We start from the raw sequence: 18552 nt of genomic DNA on the forward strand, positions 1-18552 counted from the left end.
TGTCCACTGTCGTACATCTGTTCTAGTCTCGAACAGAGGTTCGAAGGTGGGCGGTGCGGACAGGGGGTGCGATGAGCGGGACGGACGCTCCGGTGCGGACCGAGCGGCACCGCGCCCTGGTGATCTGGTGCCAGGACTGGCCGGTGGTGGCCGGTGCCCGGTTGCTGGGCGAGCCCGCGGACCGGCCGGCCGCGGTGTTCCGGGCGAACCGGGTGCAGACCTGCAACGCATCGGCCCGCACGGAGGGGATCCGGCAGGGCATGCGCCGCCGCGACGCCCAGTCCCGGTGCCCGGAGCTGTTGGTGCTCGCCGCCGATCCCGATCGGGACGCCCGGCTGTTCGAGCCGGTCGCGGCCACCGTCGAGGAGATCGCCCCGGGGATCGAGGTGCTGCGCCCGGGGCTGGTCGCCTGCTCGGCCCGCGGCCCGTCCCGGTACCTCGGGTCCGAGGAGGCGGCGGCCGAGCGCATCGTCGACCTGGTCGAGTCGCTGGACGTCGAGTGCCGGGTCGGCATCGCCGACAGCCTGGCGGTGGCGGTGCTGGCCGCCCGGCGGGCCCGGATCGTGCCGCCGGGCGGGTCCGCCGACTTCTGCGCCCCGCTGCCGATCGCCGAGCTGGCGCGGGAGCCGGCGATCAGCCCGCCGGAGCGGGCGGAACTGGTCGACCTGCTGGTCCGGCTCGGGATCAGGACGGTCGGCGGGTTCGCGGCGCTGCCGGAGGAGAAGGTGATCACCCGGTTCGGCGCCGACGGGCTGCTCGCGCACCGGCTGGCCCGCGGGGTGGCCGAGCGCGGGCTGTCCCGGCGGGACGTGCCGGACGACCTCGCGGTCGAGCAGGCCTGCGACCCACCGCTGGACCGGGTGGACACCGCCGCCTTCCTGGCCCGGGCGCTGGCCGAGCGGTTCCACGCCCGGCTGGCCGACGCCGGGCTGGCCTGCACCAGACTGGCCATCTCCGCCCGCACGGAGAAGGGGAAGGAGTTCTCCCGGATCTGGCGCTGCGCCCGGCCGCTCACCTCCGCCGCCACCGCCGACCGGGTGCGCTGGCAGCTCGACGGGTGGCTCACCGCCGGCCGCACCCTGCAGCGGGACGCCACCGGTGCACTGCACGACGAGGAGGGCACCGGACCCGGCGCGATCACCCTGCTCCGGCTGGAGCCGGTCGAGGCGCTGGGCGCCGGTCTGGTGCAGTACGGGCTCTGGGGTTCCGACGGCGACGACGACCAGCGGGCCGGCTGGGCGTTCGCCCGGGTGCAGGGCCTGCTCGGGCCGTCGGCGGTGCTGGCCCCGGTGCGCTCCGGCGGCCGCGGCCCGGCGGAGCGGGTGACGCTGGTGCCGTGGGGCGAGGAGAAGGTGCCCGCCGCCGACCCGGACGCGCCGTGGCCCGGTGCGCTGCCGGCCCCGTCGCCGACCAGGCTCGCCCTCGACACGCTGCCGCCGGACGAGGTCGCGGTCCGGCTGCAGGACGCGGCGGGAGAAGAGGTGCAACTGACCGACCGCGGGCTGCTGTCCGCGGACCCGGTGCTGGTCGCCGGCCGGGCCGTTCCGCCGGCCGCGGTGCTCGGCTGGGCCGGACCGTGGTTGCTGGACGAGCGCTGGTGGTCGGTCCGGCTGCCGGACCCGGCCGTGCCGGTGACGGCCGCCGCCGTGGTCGGCGCACCGGTCCGGCACGGGAAGAAGGAGTACGTCCCGGCGCCGGGGGACATCGGCTACCGGCGGCCGAGCCGGGCCCGGCGGCTGATCAGCCACCAGGACGGTGACGACCGGCGGGACGCCCGGGTCACCGCGGAGCCACCGGTCGCCGTGCCGCCCGGTGGCGACGGTGCGGGGTCGGGGTCGGGGTCGGGTGCGGGTGCGGGGTCAACGGAAGTGGCCGGGCCGGTCACCGTGGTGACGGCGCCCGCGCTGCGCCGGGCCCGGATGCAGGTGCTGACCGGGGACGGCGAGGTGCTGCTGCTGGCGGCGGTCACCCTCGGGGACGGCGGCACCGGTTGGCAGCTCGAAGGGACCTACGACTGATGTGGATTCAACGGCAGATGTGTATTCAACGGCAGATGTGGATTCAACGGCTGATGTGGATCAACGGCTGATGGGCTGGTCCAACCCGCTGGTGCCGTGGAGCGAGCTGGAACGGGCGCTGTCCGGGCGGCGGCCGTTGCCGGGCCGCGGACCGGAACACTCCCGGCCGCCGGAGGACCACCGGCGGCGCCGGTCGGTGCCGCCGCCGTCACCGCGCAGCACCCCGGTGCCGTACACCGAGCTGCACTGCCATTCGGCGTTCAGCTTCCTGGACGGTTCGTCCACCCCGGAGCAGCTGGTGGCGGAGGCGTTGCGGCTGGGGTTGGAGGGGCTGGCGATCACCGACCACGACGGCTTCTACGGGATCGTCCGGTTCGCCGAGGCGGCGGCGGACACCGGGCTGCGCACGCTGTACGGGGCGGAGCTGTCCCTCGGGCTGCCGGAGTCGCAGTTGGGGGTGCCGGACCCGGTGGGTGACCACCTGCTGGTGCTGGCCCGCGGGCAGGACGGGTACCGGCGGCTGGCCGGGCAGATCTCCGCCGCCCAGCTGGCCGGCCGGGAGAAGGGCCGGCCGGTCTACGACGAGGCGGACCTGGCCGGCGCGGCCGGCGATGAGTGGCTGGTGCTCACCGGGTGCCGCAAGGGCCGGGTACGCCGGGCACTGGCCGCCGGCGGGCCGGACCGGGCCCGGATCGAGATCCTGCGACTGGTCGATCTTTTCGGACGGCGCAACATCGCCGTCGAACTGACCACCCGGCTGCAGCCCACCGATGACGAGGACAACGACGCGCTCGCCGCGCTGGCCGTCGGACTCGGCCTGCCGGTGGTGGCGACCACCGGTGCGCACTACGCGCGGCCGCGGGCCGCCCGGCTGGGCGCGTCGATGGCGGCGGTACGGGCCCGGCGCAGCCTGGACGAGGCAGACCCGTACCTGCCGGCCGGCCCGGCGGCGCACCTGCGCTCCGGGGCGGAGATGGCCGCGCTGTTCGCCCGGTACCCGGAGGCGGTGGCCACCGCGGCGGCGCTCGGCCGGGAGTGCGCGTTCGACCTGATGCTGGTCGCGCCGAAGCTGCCGCCCTACGACGTGCCGCCGGGGGAGGACGAGAACTCGCACCTGCGCGCGCTGACCATGGCCGGTGCGCGGCAGCGGTACGGCACCCCGGAGAGCAACCCGCGGGCCTACGCGCAGCTGGAGAAGGAGCTGCGGATCATCGCCGACCTCGGCTTCCCCGGCTACTTCCTGATCGTCAACGACATCGTGGCGTTCTGCCGCGAGCAGCGGATCTTCTGCCAGGGCCGGGGGTCCGCCGCGAACTCCGCCGTCTGCTACGCCCTGGGCATCACCGCCGTCGACGCGGTGTCCTACAACCTGCTGTTCGAGCGGTTCCTGGCGCCGGAGCGCGACGGGCCGCCGGACATCGACGTGGACATCGAGTCCGACCGCCGGGAGGAGGTGATCCAGCACGTCTACGACACCTACGGCCGCACCCACGCCGCGCAGGTGGCGAACGTGAACACCTACCGCCCGCGGATGGCGGTGCGGGACATGGCCAGGGCGATGGGGTACTCGCCCGGCCAGCAGGACGCCTTTTCCAAGCAGCTGGACGGCTGGACCCCGCTGGCCGCCCAGGTCGCCGACATGTCCACCCCCGCGGGCACTCCCGCCGAGCACCCGTTGCCGCTCGACGTGCTGGCGCTGGCCACCCAGGTGCAGGACTTCCCGCGGCACCTGTCCATCCACTCCGGCGGCATGGTGATCTGCGACCGGCCGGTGGGCGAGGTCTGCCCGGTGGAGTGGGCGCGGATGGAGAAACGCACCGTGCTGCAGTGGGACAAGGACGACTGCGCGGCGATCGGGCTGGTCAAGTTCGACCTGCTCGGGCTGGGCATGCTGTCCGCCCTGCGCTACGCCAGCGACCTGGTCGCCGCCCACGAGGGAATCGAGATCGACTTCTCCACCCTGGATCTGGAGGAGCCGGCGGTGTACGAGATGCTGCGCCGCGCGGACTCGGTGGGCGTGTTCCAGGTGGAGTCGCGGGCGCAGATGGCCACGCTGCCCCGGCTGAAGCCGCGCACCTTCTACGACTTGGTGGTGGAGGTGGCGCTGATCCGCCCGGGACCGATCCAGGGCGGGTCGGTGCACCCGTACATCCGGCGGCGCAACGGGCTGGAGCCGGTCACCTACGACCACCCGGCGATGGCCGCCTCGCTGTCCAAGACGCTGGGCATCCCGCTGTTCCAGGAGCAGCTGATGCAGCTGGCGGTCGACATGGCCGGGTTCGACGCGGGGGAGGCCGACCAGCTGCGCCGGGCCATGGGCTCCAAGCGGTCGTCGGCGAAGATGGCCAAGCTCAAGGACCGGCTGTACGCGGGGATGGCCAGTACTCACGGAGTGACCGGCGAGGTGGCGGACCGGATCTACGAGCGGCTGCACGCCTTCGCGAATTTCGGGTTCGCCGAGTCGCACGCACTGTCCTTCGCCTCGCTGGTGTTCTTCTCGTCCTGGCTCAAGCTGCACCACCCGGCAGCGTTCACCGCGGCGCTGCTGCGCGCCCAGCCGATGGGCTTCTACTCGCCGCAGTCGCTGGTCGCCGACGCCCGCCGGCACGGGGTGACGGTGCGGCGGCCGGACGTCAACGCCTCCGGTGCGGAGGCCGACCTGGAACCGGGGCCGGAGGGCCGCCCGGCGATCCGGCTCGGGCTCGGTGGGGTCCGCGGCATCGGCACCGAACTGGCGGAGCGGATCGTCGACGGCCGCCCGGCCGGCGGCTACCGCGACATGGACGCACTCACCCGCACCGTCACCCTGACCACCGCGCAGGCCGAGGCGCTGGCCACCGCCGGCGCCTTGGACGTGCTCACCCTGGAGCCGGGATCGGACGTGCTGCTGGGCACCGACCGGCGGCGGGCGCTCTGGGCGGCCGGCGCCGCCGCCGGGGAACGGGCCGGCACCCTGCCCGGCACCACCGTGGGGCTGGATGCGCCCCCGCTGCCCGGGATGAGCGAGCTGGAACTCACCGTCGCCGACATCTGGGCGACCGGGATCTCGCCGACGGCCTACCCGACCGAGTTCTCCCGGGAGCGGCTGACCGAGCTGGGGGTGCGGACCGCCACCGAGCTGCCCGGTCTGGAGCACGGCACCCGGCTGCTGATCGCCGGGATGGTCACCCACCGGCAGCGCCCGGCGACCGCCTCCGGGATCATCTTCGTCAACCTGGAGGACGAGACCGGGATGATCAACGTGGTCTGCTCCACCGGTTTCTGGTCCCGGTACCGGCGGATCGCCCGCGGGTCGTCGGCGCTGCTGGTCCGCGGGGTACTGGAGAAGGCGGACGGCGCGTTCTCGGTGCTCGCGGACCGGATGGCGGCCATCGACCTGTCCGTCCGCACCCCGTCCCGGGACTTCCGCTGACCGGGTTCCGCCGTGCGGCGCCGGGCAGCGGCCCGCGGGCCCGCACCGGTCTGGCACGATCGCCGGTATGAGTGAGGTGCACGACCGGGCGCGACTGAGCATGGTGCTGGCCGACTACGCGGTGACCGATCCGCTGGGCAAGCTGCACATGGTGGGCGGCGGGCTGCAGCTGCTCGGCCGTGACCGGAACACCGGCAACACCGCCGCTTTCGCCCTCGTCGTCTCGATGTCGTTCCCGCCCGAGGTCTTCCACGAGCAGTACGCCTTCGAGGTGGTGCTGGAGGACCTGACCGGCAGCCCGGTCGAGCTGCCGCACCAGCAGCCCGGCAGCTCGTCGCCGGTGGTCCGGTTCGGGCAGAGCCTGCAGGTGGAGGAACCGAACTTCCCGGGTTCCGGGCTGCCCCGGCGCACCCTGCCCGGCCGCACCAACGTCGTCCTCTACTTCAACACCGGGCTGCCGCTGCCGGCCGGCCAGGCGCTGGTCTGGCGGGCCCGGATCGACGGCGAGAGCAAGCCCGACTGGGTGCTGCCCTGCTGGGTCCCCGGCCCGCCGAGCACCCCGGTGATCGGCTGACCGATGCGCATCGCCACCTGGAACGTCAATTCCATCAGGGCCCGCCTGGACCGGTTGGTCGCCTGGCTCGACCGCAGCGACGTCGATGTGATCGCGCTGCAGGAGACGAAGGTGCCGGACGCCGGGTTCCCGCTGCAGGTGCTGGCCGAGCACGGCTACAGCGTTGCCTCGCACGGGATCTCGCAGTGGAACGGGGTGGCGGTGCTGTCCCGGGTCGGGATCGAGGACGTCGAGATCGGCTGGCCCGGGATGCCGGGGTTCGGTGACCCGGTGGCCCCGGAGGCCCGGGCGATCGCGGCCACCTGCGGCGGTGTCCGGATGGTCTCGCTGTACGTGCCCAACGGCCGGTCCGTCGGGGATCCGCACTACGACTACAAGCTCGCCTGGCTGGCCTCGCTGCGCGAGCACGCCGCCGCCCGGCTGGCCGCCGACCCGCAGCTGCGGATGGCACTGTGCGGGGACTTCAACATCGCGCCCACCGACGAGGACGTCTGGAGCGTCGAGTACTACAAGGACAGCACCCACGTCACGCCGCCGGAGCGGGCCGCGTTCGCCGCCCTGGTGGACGCCGGGTACGCGGACATGGTGCGGCCGTACGCGCCCGGCCCGGAGACCTACACCTACTGGGACTACACCCAGCTCGCGTTCCCCAAGCGGCGCGGCATGCGGATCGACTTCCTGCTCGGCTCACCGGCTCTCGCCGCGGCGACCACCGGCGCGTTGATCGACCGCCAGGAGCGCAAGGGCAAGGGCGCATCGGACCACGCGCCGGTGATCGTCGACCTCGACCTGACGGCGGACATCGTCGCTCCCGCACCGATCCCGGCCGCCCCGGACCCGGAGCCCGCCGCCGAGGGGCAGCCGGGGTTGTGGGCATGACGACCGGCCCCGGCGTGACCGGCCTGCGGGTGCTGGTGCTGGAACACGATGCGAGCGACCCGCCGCTGCGGGTCGGGGACTGGCTCGCCGAACGCGGCGGAGTCCTGGACGTCCGTCGCCTGCACGCCGGCGACCGGGTGCCGGACGATCTGTCGATGTTCGATGCCGTGGTCAGCATGGGCGGCGAGATGGGCGCGCTGGACGACGATGTCGCTCCCTGGTTGCCGGCCACCCGGGCACTGCTTTCCGCGGCTGTCGACCGCGAGGTCCCGGTGCTGGGCATCTGCCTCGGCGCGCAGCTGCTCGCGGCCGCGACCGGCGGCGAGGTGACCAGGGGTGCCGACGGCCCCGAGATCGGCGCCTACCTGGCGGCCAAACGCGATGCGGCGGAACAGGATCCGCTGTTCGATGCAGCGCCGATGACGCCCGACGTCATGCACTACCACTACGACGTCATTTCGCGGCTGCCGCCGGGCGCGGTGCTGCTGATGTCCTCCACCGGCTACCCGCACCAGGCCTACCGGGTGGGGCGGCGGGCCTGGGGTGTGCAGTTCCACATCGAGACCGACGCGGCCACCGTGCGGGAGTGGGCCGCGCACGAGGGACTGCCGACGCACTCCGGTCGGCTGGGTCCGGTGCTGGACGAGGCGGACGCGGCGATGGCCGTCGTCTGGCGCGACATGGTGCACCGCTTCGCCGATCTCGCTGCAGCACCAACCGGGCCGGCCGGAGCCCGGGGGTTGGCCGGCCGCCGGCTGCCGCTCGCCGGGGGTGGCGGGTGAACCGGCCGGCCGTGCGCACGCTGGCGAGGTACGGCCTGCCCGACACGGACCGGGTGCTGCTGGACCTGCAGGCCCTCGGACTGCTGACCGCCGGTCGCGATGTCACCCCGGCGGCGGCGGAGGTGCTGGCCTCGGTGTCGCGCACCGGCCGGCCGGAGCTCGCGGTCGGTGCGCTGGCCCGGCTCGCCGAGTCCGCGACGGACCGGACCGAACTGCTGGAGGCGGTGGCCACCCTGCCGCGGTTCCGCGGCCGGCTGCTCGGCGTGCTCGGCGGGTCCACCGGGCTGGGCGACCACCTGGTCGCCGAGCCCGGGGACTGGCACCTGCTGCTCGAGGAGGCCACCCCGGGCGAGGACCTGCTCGACCCGGCGGCCATCGCCGCGGTGCTCGGCGCCGCTGTCGGCATCGACCCGGCCGCCCCGCGGTGCACCGGCACCGAGGGTGCGCGCGCCACGGTCACCGGCGGGTTCGCGATCAACGCGCTGCGCCGGGCGTACCGGTCCCAACTGCTGATCATCGCCGCCCACGACCTGGCGCCCACCGTCGAGGCGTCGCTGCCCGCCGCGTCCCTGCCGTCGGTGTGCCGGTCGCTCTCCGCGCTGGCCGACGCCACCCTGCAGACCGGGCTGGCCGCCGCGGCCGCGGCACTGCCGTCCGGGGCGGCGCCGGCCCGGCTCGCGGTGGTGGCGATGGGCAAGTGCGGCGCCCGCGAGCTCAACTACCTCTCCGACGTCGACGTGGTGTTCGTGGGTGACCACCCGGACGACCTGCCGGTGGAGGACCGCGACGACTCCCGGATGCTGGTCAGCGCCACCGCTCTCGCCTCCGGGATGATGCGCATCTGCGGCCAGGCGGCGTGGGAGGTGGATGCGGCGCTGCGCCCGGAGGGCAAGGCCGGCGCGCTGGTCCGTACCCCGGCGAGTCATGCGGCCTACTACGGGAAGTGGGCGCACACCTGGGAGTTCCAAGCGCTGCTCAAGGCCCGGCCGGCGGCCGGCGACCCGGCGCTCGGGCAGCGGTTCCTGGACATCACCTCGCCCGGGGTGTGGAACGCGGTGTCCCGCGACTCCTTCGTGGACGACGTCCAGGCGATGCGCCGGCGGGTCGAGCAGAACATCCCGGAGGACCACCGCGACAAGGAGCTCAAGCTCGGGGCCGGCGGGCTGCGGGACGTCGAGTTCGCGGTCCAGCTGCTGCAGCTGGTGCACGGGCGGGCGGACCCGGAGCTGCGGCTGCCCGGCACGTTGATGGGGCTGCGGGCGCTGGTCCGCGGCGGGTACGTCGGCCGCGCCGACGGCGCCGAGATGGCCGCCGCCTACACCTTCCTGCGGCGCGCCGAGCACCGACTGCAACTGCAGCGGCTGCGGCGGACGCACCTGCTGCCGGAGGACACCGCCGATCTCGAGTGGTTGGCCCGCAGCGACGGCTACAGCGCGGCCGGGACCGCCACTGCGGCCGAGGTGTTCACCGGGGACCGGCTGCGGCACGTCGCCTCCGTCCGGCGGCTGCACGAGAAGCTGTTCTACCGGCCGCTGCTGCACGCCGTGGCCGCGGTCCCGGGTGACGAGCTGCGGCTGTCCCCGGAGTCGGCGAGCCTGCGCATCGCCGCGCTCGGTTTCCGCAACCCGGACGCGGCACTGCGCCATCTCGCGGCGCTGACCACCGGGGTGAGCCGACGGGCGGCGATCCAGCGCACGCTGCTGCCGGTGCTGCTCGGCACCTTCGCCGACTCCCCGGATCCCGACCTGGGGCTGCTGGCCTACCGGCAGGTCTCCGAGGAACTGGCCGACACCCCCTGGTACCTGCGGCTGCTGCGCGACGAGGCGCTGGTCGCGCAGCGGCTGGCGTCGCTGCTCGGATCGAGCAAGCTGGTCGGCACCCTGCTCACCCGGGCGCCGGAGGTGCTGCGGCTGCTCACCGACGACACCGCGCTGCTGGCTCCGCAGCCCGACGGGGTGCGGTCCACGTTGCTGGCCCGCGCGGCGCGCGCGGCCACCGCGCAGGAGTCGGTGGACCGGGCCCGTGCCGGTCGGCGGCACGAGCTCGCCCGGCTGGCCTGCGGGGACCTGCTCGGGCTGATCGACGTGCTGGACATCGCCCGCGGACTGACCCGGGTGGCCGAGGCGGCCGTGCAGGCGGCGTTGACCGCGGCCACCGCGCAGGTGGTGCGGGACCGGGGCGAGGCGCGGGCGCGGCTGGCGGTCATCGGAATGGGTCGATTGGGTGGCGGAGAGCTCGGCTACGGCTCGGACGCCGACGTCATGTACGTCGCGGAGCCGGTGGAGGGCGCCGACCCGGAGAAGGCGCTGGACGACGCGAACGCCATCGCCGACCTGCTGGCCCGGCTGCTGGCCCGGCCCACCCCGGACCCACCGTTGATGGTGGACGCCGACCTGCGGCCGGAAGGCCGCAACGGCCGGCTGGTGCGCACGCTGACCGCGTACCGGCAGTACTGGCAACGCTTCGCCGCGCCGTGGGAGCGGCAGGCGCTGCTGCGCGCCCGGCCGATCGCCGGCGATGCCGACCTCGGAGCGGAGTTCGTCGCCGCCGCCGACGAGTTCCGTTACCCGGCGGGTGGTCTCGACCCGCGTGACGTGGTGGAGATCCGGCGGATCAAGGCCCGCGTGGATGCCGAGCGGCTGCCGCGGGGGGCGGATGCCACCACGCACACCAAGCTCGGTCGCGGCGGGCTGTCCGACATCGAGTGGACGGTGCAGCTGCTGCAGCTCCGGCACGCCGGGACCGTCGAGGGTCTGCGGACGCCGGAGACGCTCACCGCGCTCGAGGCGGCCCGGGCGGCCGGCCTGGTGACCGCCGACGACGCCGTCGTGCTGCGCACCGGTTGGCTGGAGGCCACCCGCACCCGCAACGCGTTGATGCTGGTCCGCGGGAAGCCGGAGGACCAGATCCCGGCACACGGCCGGGAGCTGGCCGCCGTGGCCCGGCTGCTCGGGTACCCGGCCGACGAGGACCCGGGGGAGTTCGTGGACGACTACCGGCGCGCCGCCCGACGCTCCCGGCAGGTGGTGGACCGGCTCTTCGACGCGTCCTGATCCCGGCGGCTTCTTGATCCGGGACCGGCGCTCGTCCCGGACGGCGGTCGACGGGTCTGGGAGGATGGCCGCCGTGCCTGCCTGGATCTGGATCGTCATCGCTGTCGTTGCCGTGCTCGTCGTCGTGTTCGTCGTCGGGCTGGTGCTGGCCCGCCGCCGTCGCGTCACCATCGCGCCGCCGGCGACTCCTGCCACCCCCGTCGCTCCCGAGGGCAAGGGGGAGAAGCCGCCGACCAAGGGTGGCTACCGCACCGGCGGGTCCATCTCCTTCTCCCAGGGCAGCGGGGCCGCGGTCGCGCCGAAGCCGGACACCCGCCCGAAGCAGCCGGCCACGCCGCCCGTGCCACCAGCGGTCGCCGTGCCACCAGGGGCCGCCGCGCCCACCACCCCGATCCCGACCGTCCCGCCTGCTGAGTCGACCGACGTGCCCCTGGTTCCGGCGCCACGGGTGGAGGCGCCGCCGACCACGCCGATCCCGCTGCCGGAGCGGACCGAGGTCGACGGCCAGCCCGGCGTCGGTGACGACGCCGCCGTCCCGCGGGACTCCGTGCGGGACGCCGTGGTGGACGTCGAACTGCCCGGGGCGCCGGCGCCTGCTGTCGAGCCCGCTCCTGCTGTCGAGCCCGCTCCTGCCGTCGAGCCCGAGGCGCCGGAGGCTGTTGCACCTGTCGTTCCTGCTCCTGCCACTGAGCCGGCTCCTCCCACCGTCGCACCGGTCTCCGAAGCGCCCGTGGTCGAGGTGCCGCCGTTGGCCGGACCGGCCGTCAGCCCGGAGATCACCGCCGAGCCGGTGGCGGCCCCGGCCCCCGCACCGGTGGTGGAGGAGATCGAGCCCAGCGCCGGGCGGCTCTCCCGGCTGCGTGGCCGGCTGTCCCGGTCGCAGAACGCGCTCGGCCGCTCGCTGCTGGGTCTGCTCGGCGCCGGTGCCCTGGACGAGGACTCCTGGACCGACGTCGAGGACACCCTGCTGATGGCCGACCTCGGCGCCACCGCCTCGGCGGAGATCACCGCCCGACTGCGGCGCGAGGTCGCGGCCCACGGGGTCACCGACACCGCGTCCGCGCGGGCGCTGCTGCGCCGGGTGCTGGTCGAGGCCGTCGACGAGGGCATCGCGGACCGGTCGGTCCGGGCGCTGCCGCACGACGGCCGGCCGTCGGTGCTGCTGGTGGTCGGGGTCAACGGGACCGGCAAGACCACCACCACCGGCAAGCTCGCGCGGGTGCTGGTGGCCGACGGACTGCAGGTCGTGCTCGGCGCGGCCGACACCTTCCGCGCCGCTGCCGCCGACCAGCTGCAGACCTGGGGGGAGCGGGCCGGCGCCGTCGTGGTGCGGGTGGATGCCGGCGCCGACCCGGCCGCTGTCGCCTTCGATGCCGTGAAGCGCGGGATCACCGACGGCGCCGACGCGGTGCTCATCGACACCGCGGGGCGGCTGCACACCAAGTCCGGACTGATGGACGAGCTGGGCAAGGTCAAGCGGGTGGTCGAGAAGCAGGCCGCCGTCGACGAGGTGCTGCTGGTGCTGGACGCGACCACCGGCCAGAACGGACTGGTGCAGGCCAAGGTGTTCAGCGAGGTCGTGGCGATCACCGGCATCGTGCTCACCAAGCTCGACGGCACCGCCAAGGGCGGCATCGTCGTCGCCGTGCAGCGCGCGCTCGGGGTGCCGGTCAAGCTCGTCGGGCTGGGGGAGGGCGCCGACGATCTCGCCCCCTTCGAGTCCGGCGCCTTCGTCGACGCGCTGCTCGGGGAATAGCCGGGGAAGACACGCGGCGATCGCGGACGGTGACCGGAGGCACCCGGGGGAGTGGCGGAAGGTACTGGCCGGAAACGTCTTTCGGGTGTGACCTCCGCTACACCCGAACGCCGATCGGGTGGGTTCAGGCCCCTGATCACGCGAATGTCCGGCGCTGTCACCTGATGTCGATCTGCCGGAAACACGATCGCAATCGATCTCAGTGGGAGTTCACGATCGCGAAACATGAATGCGCGCTCCGTGCAACACCTTCCGGTCACGGTATCCAGGTCAAGCGGCGACGTCGCCTGCGTCTGCCCACCACACCGAGCCTGGAGGCTTGATGGACGAATTCACCCTCGACTCGGGGAACACCGCCTTCATGTTGTTGGCGGCTTCACTCGTGTTGCTGATGACCCCCGGCCTGGCCTTCTTCTACGGCGGCATGACGCGCTCGAAGTCGGTTCTGAACATGATGATGATGTCCTTCGGTGCCATGGGCATCGTCGGCCTCATCTACGTGCTCTGGGGCTACTCGATGACCTTCGGCACGGACGTGGGCGGCATCATCGCCGACCCGTTCGAGTACTTCGGTCTGAGCGGCCTGTCCGACAGCATGCCGATCCTGGACGGCGCCGGTGCCCCGGTGCTGAACGACGCCGGTGAGGCCACCTTCAGCTCCAACAGCCTGATGGCCAGTGCCGGAGTGCCGTGGACCGTCGCGGTCGCCTTCCAGATGACCTTCGCGATCATCACCGTCGCGCTGATCTCCGGTGCCATCGCCGATCGCGTCAAGTTCGCCACCTGGATGGTCTTCGCAGCCATCTGGGTCACCGTCGTCTACTTCCCGATCGCCCACATGGTCTGGGGCGGCGGCATGCTCGGCGGCACCGGTTGGATCGCCGAGGCGTTCTCGGTCCCGATCGACTTCGCCGGCGGCACCGTGGTCCACATCAACGCCGGCATGGCCGGTCTGGTGCTGGCGCTCGTGGTGGGCAAGCGGAAGGGCTTCAAGAAGGACCCGATGAAGCCGCACAACCTGCCGTTCGTGATGCTGGGCGCCGCCCTGCTGTGGTTCGGCTGGTTCGGCTTCAACGCCGGTTCCGAGTTCGCCGCCGACGGCACCGCCGGCCAGGCCTGGATCAACACCACCGTCGCGACCGCCCTGGCGATGCTCGGCTGGCTCATCGTGGAGAAGATCCGCGACGGTCACGCCACCTCGCTGGGTGCCGCTTCCGGTGTGGTCGCCGGTCTGGTCGCCATCACCCCGGCCGCGGCCGCGGTCGACGTCGTCGGTGCGATCTTCATCGGCCTCATCGCCGGCGCCGTCTGCGCCCTGGCCGTGGGCCTGAAGTACAAGTTCGGCTACGACGACTCGCTCGACGTGGTCGGCGTGCACCTGGTCGGTGGCTTCATCGGCACCGTGCTCATCGGCTTCTTCGCCAAGCTGTCGGTGGACCACCCGGACGAGGCGCTGTCCACCTTCGCCCCCGAGGGTGCCACCAGCGGCCTGTTCTACGGCGGCGGCGGAACCCAGCTGGTCACCCAGATCGTCGTGGCCGTGGTGGCCATCGTCATCTCCGGCGTGCTGACGGCCGTCATCGCCCTGATCCTCAAGGCGGTCATGGGCTGGCGTGTCTCGGAGGAGGACGAGGTCGAGGGCATCGACGTCACCCTGCACGGAGAGAGCGGGTACGACCTCGACACCACGGCGTCCGGTTCCGGTGCGTCCGGTGTGCTGTCCAAGTCCGCTGCTCAGTCCGAAGGGGTCAACGCATGAAGCTGATCACCGCTGTCATCAAGCCGTTCAAGCTCGACGAGGTGCGGGCCGCGCTGCTCGCCTTCGGGGTCCAGGGCATGACCGTGTCGGAGTCCTCCGGCTACGGTCGCCAGCGCGGGCACACAGAGGTCTACCGCGGTGCCGAGTACACCGTGGAGCTGCTGCCCAAGGTGCGCGTGGAGATCCTGGTGGACGACGAGGATGCCGACGACGTGATCGACGTGGTCGTCCGCGCCGCCCGCACCGGCAAGATCGGTGACGGCAAGGTCTGGGCCACCACGGTGGAGAGTGTCGTCCGCGTGCGCACCGGCGAACGCGGCCAAGAAGCTCTCTGACCCACATGGCAGTCGGGCCCGGGGCAGGTGGGAAGTCCGCCACCGGCGGATATCTCGAGCTCCGTGCGCAGTTGCTGGGCCGGACCGGTCTCACCGGTCCGGCCCGGCGGCGCGCTCTGGCCCGGCTGACCGACGGCTGGCTGATCGAGCTGGCCGCCGAGGCCGGGGTCAACGTCGGCGGTGTCGCACTCGTCGCCGTCGGCGGGTACGGGCGCGGGGAGCTGTCCCCGTTCTCCGACCTGGATCTCGTACTGCTGCACTCCACCGAGACCCCGGCGTCCTACGCCGAGATGCTCGCCCAGCGCCTGTGGTACCCGATCTGGGACTCCGGCATCCGGCTGGACCACTCGGTCCGCTCCGTCGGCGGCGCCCGGCAGATCGCCCGGATAGATCTGCCGGCCGTCCTGGGCATGCTCGACCTGCGGCACATCGCGGGAGATCCCGAACTGGCGAGCACCCTGCACCGCAGGGTGCTCGCCGATTGGCGTTCCGACGCCGGCGACCGGCTCCCGGCCCTGCTCGCCTCCTGCCACGAGAGGGCCGACCGCAGCGGCGAACTCGCCTTCGCCACCACCCCCGACCTCAAGGAGTCCCGGGGCGGGCTGCGTGACCTGGTGGTGATGCGGGCGGTGGCCGCCTCCTGGGTGGCGGACTGCCCGCACCAGGGTCTGGAGGAGGCCCGGTCCTCGCTGCTCGACGTCCGCGACGCCCTGCACATGCAGACCCGCCGCGCCACCGACCGGCTGCACCAGCAGGACCAGGACGGGGTGGCTGCCGCGCTCGGCCTGGACGACCGGGACCAGCTGCTGCGGCACGTCTCCTCCATCGGCCGCACCGTGGTGCTGGCCGGCGATCTCACCTGGCACCGGGTCAACCGAGCGTTGGCCGGCCCCGGACGTGGCCGGCTCACCGAGGTGGGCGGCCGCTTCGTCCGACGGCCGGACCGCACCCCGCTGGCCGACGGCATCGTCGAGCAGGACGGCGAGGCCACGCTGGCCCGCTCGGTGAATCCCGCTGCGGACCCGACACTCTCACTGCGGTGCGCGGCGGCGGCCGCCCAGCACGGCATCCCCGTCTCCCCGGCCACCCTGGTCCGGTTGGCCCGGACCAGCCGCGGCCTGCCGGAGCCCTGGCCCCGCCCCGCGCTGGACGCCTTCCTCACCCTGCTCGGGGCCGGCGAGCCGATGCTCACCGCCTGGGAGGGCATGGACCAGGCCGGGCTGATCTCCGACCTGCTGCCCGGCTGGGACCGGCTGCGTTCGCTGCCGCAGCGGGACCCGATCCACCTCTACACGGTCGACCGGCACCTGATGCAGACCGCGGTCAACGCCGCCGGGCTGGTGCGCCGGGTCTCCCGCCCCGATCTGCTGCTGCTCGCCGCGATCTTCCACGACATCGGCAAGGGCCTGCCCGGCGACCACAGCGAGGTCGGCGCCGAGCTGATCGGATCCTGGCTGGACCGGCTCGGCGTCGAGAAGCCGGACGCCGACATCATCCGCACGCTGATCCGACACCACCTGCTGCTCGCCGAGTCGGCGTCCCGGCGCGACCCGGACGACCCGGCCACGGTCGCCGTGGTCGCTGCGGCCGTGGGGGACAGTTCGACGCTGGACCTGCTGCACGCCCTCACCGAGTCCGACGCCCGGGCCGCCGGTCCGGCCGCCTGGTCGGGATGGAAGGCCGGGCAGGTCAACTACCTGGTCTCCCGGGTGCGGCAGTCGCTGGCCGGCGAGCGGCTACCGGATGCCGGCGAGCTGTCCGACACCGAACGCGCGCTGATCGCCGTCGGCGGGCCGGGCATCGTCATCGACCGCACCGGCGGAGGTTTCGAGGTCACCGTCGCCGCACCGGACCGTCCGGGCCTGATGGCCGCGGCGGCCGGGGTGCTGACCATCCACCGGCTCACCGTGCGGGCCGCGGCCCTGCGCACCCTGGACGGCGTGGGTCTGCAGACGTGGACGGTGACCCCGGAGTTCGGCGAGCCCCCGCAGGCCGAGACGCTGCGGGCCGACCTGGTCCGCGCGCTGGACGGTCACCTGGACATCGCGGCCCGGCTGGCCAAGCGCGCCGCCAACCGGCCGCCGGCCGCCGCCGCGCCGCCGTCGGTCCGGGCCGTCGACGGCGCGTCCGAGCGCGCCCTGGTCCTGGAGGTGCGAGCCCACGACACCCCGGGGCTGCTGCACACCGTGGCCGGCACGCTGGCCGAGCACGGCGCCACGGTGACCTCGGCGCGGGTGCACACGCTGGGTGCCGAGGTGGTCGACGTGTTCTACCTCCGGGCCGCCGACGGGACCGCGCTGACCGACGAGCAGGGCGGGGAGATCGCGACCGCCGTGGCCCGCACCCTCGGGGGGCACGGCCCGGAACTCGGCTAACCTGCCAGGAGACCCGACCGACCGTCAGTGAGGCTGCACCGTGTTCGAAACCCTGTCCGACCGGCTCTCCGGGGTCTTCACGACCCTGCGGGGCAAGGGGCGGTTGTCCCCGGCGGACATCGACGCCACCGCGCGCGAGATCCGCATCGCCCTGCTCGAGGCCGACGTCGCGCTGCCGGTCGTCCGCACCTTCATCGCCGCCGTCAAGCAGCGGGCCAACGGTGCCGAGATCTCCAAGGCGCTGAACCCGGCCCAGCAGGTCATCAAGATCGTCAACGAGGAACTCGTCGCCATTCTCGGCGGCGAGACCCGCCGGCTGCGGTTCGCCAAGACCGGCCCGACGGTGATCATGCTGGCCGGCCTGCAGGGCGCCGGCAAGACGACCCTGGCCGGCAAGCTCGCCCTGTGGCTCAAGGGCCAGGGACACACCCCGCTGCTGGTCGCCTGCGACCTCCAGCGGCCCAACGCGGTCACCCAGCTCAAGGTCGTCGGCGAGCAGGCCGGCGCCACCGTGTTCGCGCCGGAGCCCGGCAACGGTGTCGGCGACCCGGTGGCCGTCGCCCGGGCCGGCATCGACTTCGCGCTGGAGAAGCACCACGACGTGGTCGTCGTCGACACGGCAGGCCGGCTCGGTGTCGACGCCGAGCTGATGGCGCAGGCCGCGGCGATCCGGGACGCAGTGGATCCGGACGAGACGCTGTTTGTGCTGGACGCGATGATCGGCCAGGACGCGGTGGCGACCGCCGAGGCGTTCCGCGACGGCGTCGGCTTCACCGGCGTGGTGCTCACCAAGCTCGACGGCGACGCCCGCGGTGGTGCCGCGCTGTCGGTGCGGGAACTCACCGGTCAGCCGATCATGTTCGCCTCCACCGGAGAGAAGCTCGCCGACTTCGACGTCTTCCACCCCGACCGGATGGCCTCCCGGATCCTGGGCATGGGCGACATGCTCACGCTGATCGAGCAGGCCGAGCAGCACCTCGAGGTCGAGGAGGCCGAAGAGATGGCGGCCAAGCTGGCCGCCAACGAGTTCACCCTCGAGGACTTCCTCGGGCAGATGCAGATGATCCGCAAGATGGGCCCGATCGGCGGCCTGCTCGGGATGCTGCCCGGTGCCGGCCAGATGAAGGACGCGCTGGCACAGGTCGACGACCGCGACATCGACCGCACCGCCGCGATCATCCAGTCGATGACCCCGGAGGAGCGGCGGAACCCGGCCATCCTCAACGCCTCTCGCCGCAAGCGCATCGCCAACGGCTCGGGATCCACGGTGACGCAGGTCAACGCGCTGGTCGAGCGCTTCGGCGAGGCCCGCAAGATGATGTCGTCGATGGCCGGCCGGTTCGGCTTCCCCGGCTCCCGGCCGTCCAACCGGAAGGCCGTCAAGGGCCGGAAGGGCAAGAAGGGCAAGGGATCCGGGCGCGGGCCGACCCCGCCGAAGATCAAGGGCGGGATGCCTCCGGGCTTCCCGATGCCCGGCCCCGGCGGGATGGGCGGGCTCGGCGGCATGCCGGGCATGGGCCAGCTCCCCGGGATGGACCAGCTGCCCCCGGGTTTCGACCCCTCGAAGCTGAAGCTGCCGAAGCAGTAGGAACCCCGCTCGTGCGGCGAT

Annotated in this window: 11 protein-coding genes; all 11 read left to right on the forward strand. The window is 73.4% G+C overall.

Going from position 1 to position 18552, the window contains the following annotated elements; genetic code table 11:
* The first annotated feature begins 71 nt into the window (after positions 1 to 71).
* On the forward strand, positions 72 to 2018 hold the full coding sequence (locus tag GIS00_RS22230; RefSeq protein WP_230314001.1) for a Y-family DNA polymerase: 1947 nt from the start codon (positions 72 to 74) through the stop codon (positions 2016 to 2018).
* Between the two features lie 70 nt (positions 2019 to 2088).
* Positions 2089 to 5430, forward strand: coding sequence for an error-prone DNA polymerase (locus GIS00_RS22235; protein WP_154770672.1), 3342 nt, complete (start codon positions 2089 to 2091; stop codon positions 5428 to 5430).
* 67 nt (positions 5431 to 5497) lie between these two features.
* On the forward strand, positions 5498 to 6004 hold the full coding sequence (locus GIS00_RS22240; RefSeq protein WP_154770673.1) for a hypothetical protein: 507 nt from the start codon (positions 5498 to 5500) through the stop codon (positions 6002 to 6004).
* Positions 6005 to 6007: 3 nt separating this feature from the next.
* Positions 6008 to 6883, forward strand: coding sequence for an exodeoxyribonuclease III (locus GIS00_RS22245; RefSeq protein ID WP_154770674.1), 876 nt, complete (start codon positions 6008 to 6010; stop codon positions 6881 to 6883).
* Positions 6880 to 7665, forward strand: a complete 786-nt coding sequence (locus tag GIS00_RS22250; protein WP_154770675.1) for a type 1 glutamine amidotransferase — start codon at positions 6880 to 6882, stop codon at positions 7663 to 7665. The genes GIS00_RS22245 and GIS00_RS22250 overlap by 4 nt, the downstream gene beginning before the upstream one ends.
* Positions 7662 to 10718, forward strand: a complete 3057-nt coding sequence (locus GIS00_RS22255; RefSeq protein WP_322098300.1) for a bifunctional [glutamine synthetase] adenylyltransferase/[glutamine synthetase]-adenylyl-L-tyrosine phosphorylase — start codon at positions 7662 to 7664, stop codon at positions 10716 to 10718. The genes GIS00_RS22250 and GIS00_RS22255 overlap by 4 nt, the downstream gene beginning before the upstream one ends.
* A 73-nt stretch (positions 10719 to 10791) precedes the next feature.
* Positions 10792 to 12474 carry a signal recognition particle-docking protein FtsY gene (gene ftsY, locus GIS00_RS22260; RefSeq protein WP_322098301.1) on the forward strand — a complete coding sequence of 561 codons (1683 nt, stop codon included), beginning with the start codon at positions 10792 to 10794 and terminating at the stop codon, positions 12472 to 12474.
* Positions 12475 to 12796: 322 nt separating this feature from the next.
* Positions 12797 to 14233: an ammonium transporter gene (locus GIS00_RS22265; RefSeq protein ID WP_154770677.1), complete on the forward strand. Its 1437-nt coding sequence runs from the start codon at positions 12797 to 12799 to the stop codon at positions 14231 to 14233.
* Positions 14230 to 14568 carry a P-II family nitrogen regulator gene (locus tag GIS00_RS22270; RefSeq protein WP_154770678.1) on the forward strand — a complete coding sequence of 113 codons (339 nt, stop codon included), beginning with the start codon at positions 14230 to 14232 and terminating at the stop codon, positions 14566 to 14568. Before GIS00_RS22265 ends, GIS00_RS22270 begins: the two co-directional genes overlap by 4 nt.
* Before the next feature lie 5 nt (positions 14569 to 14573).
* Entirely contained in the window at positions 14574 to 16943 is a 2370-nt protein-coding gene (locus tag GIS00_RS22275; RefSeq protein WP_154770679.1) for a [protein-PII] uridylyltransferase, read from the forward strand.
* A gap of 40 nt (positions 16944 to 16983) precedes the next feature.
* Entirely contained in the window at positions 16984 to 18531 is a 1548-nt protein-coding gene (gene ffh, locus GIS00_RS22280) for a signal recognition particle protein (RefSeq protein ID WP_322098302.1), read from the forward strand.
* Positions 18532 to 18552: the final 21 nt, after the last annotated feature.

Source organism: Nakamurella alba (assembly GCF_009707545.1).
Taxonomy (GTDB): Bacteria; Actinomycetota; Actinomycetes; order Mycobacteriales; family Nakamurellaceae; genus Nakamurella; species Nakamurella alba.

Coding starts and splice junctions, on each gene's coding strand:
- GIS00_RS22230 (WP_230314001.1), top strand. CDS start 72: ATGAGCGGGACGGACGCTCCGGTGCGGACCGAGCGGCACCGCGCCCTG.
- GIS00_RS22235 (WP_154770672.1), top strand. CDS start 2,089: ATGGGCTGGTCCAACCCGCTGGTGCCGTGGAGCGAGCTGGAACGGGCG.
- GIS00_RS22240 (WP_154770673.1), top strand. CDS start 5,498: ATGAGTGAGGTGCACGACCGGGCGCGACTGAGCATGGTGCTGGCCGAC.
- GIS00_RS22245 (WP_154770674.1), top strand. CDS start 6,008: ATGCGCATCGCCACCTGGAACGTCAATTCCATCAGGGCCCGCCTGGAC.
- GIS00_RS22250 (WP_154770675.1), top strand. CDS start 6,880: ATGACGACCGGCCCCGGCGTGACCGGCCTGCGGGTGCTGGTGCTGGAA.
- GIS00_RS22265 (WP_154770677.1), top strand. CDS start 12,797: ATGGACGAATTCACCCTCGACTCGGGGAACACCGCCTTCATGTTGTTG.
- GIS00_RS22270 (WP_154770678.1), top strand. CDS start 14,230: ATGAAGCTGATCACCGCTGTCATCAAGCCGTTCAAGCTCGACGAGGTG.
- GIS00_RS22275 (WP_154770679.1), top strand. CDS start 14,574: ATGGCAGTCGGGCCCGGGGCAGGTGGGAAGTCCGCCACCGGCGGATAT.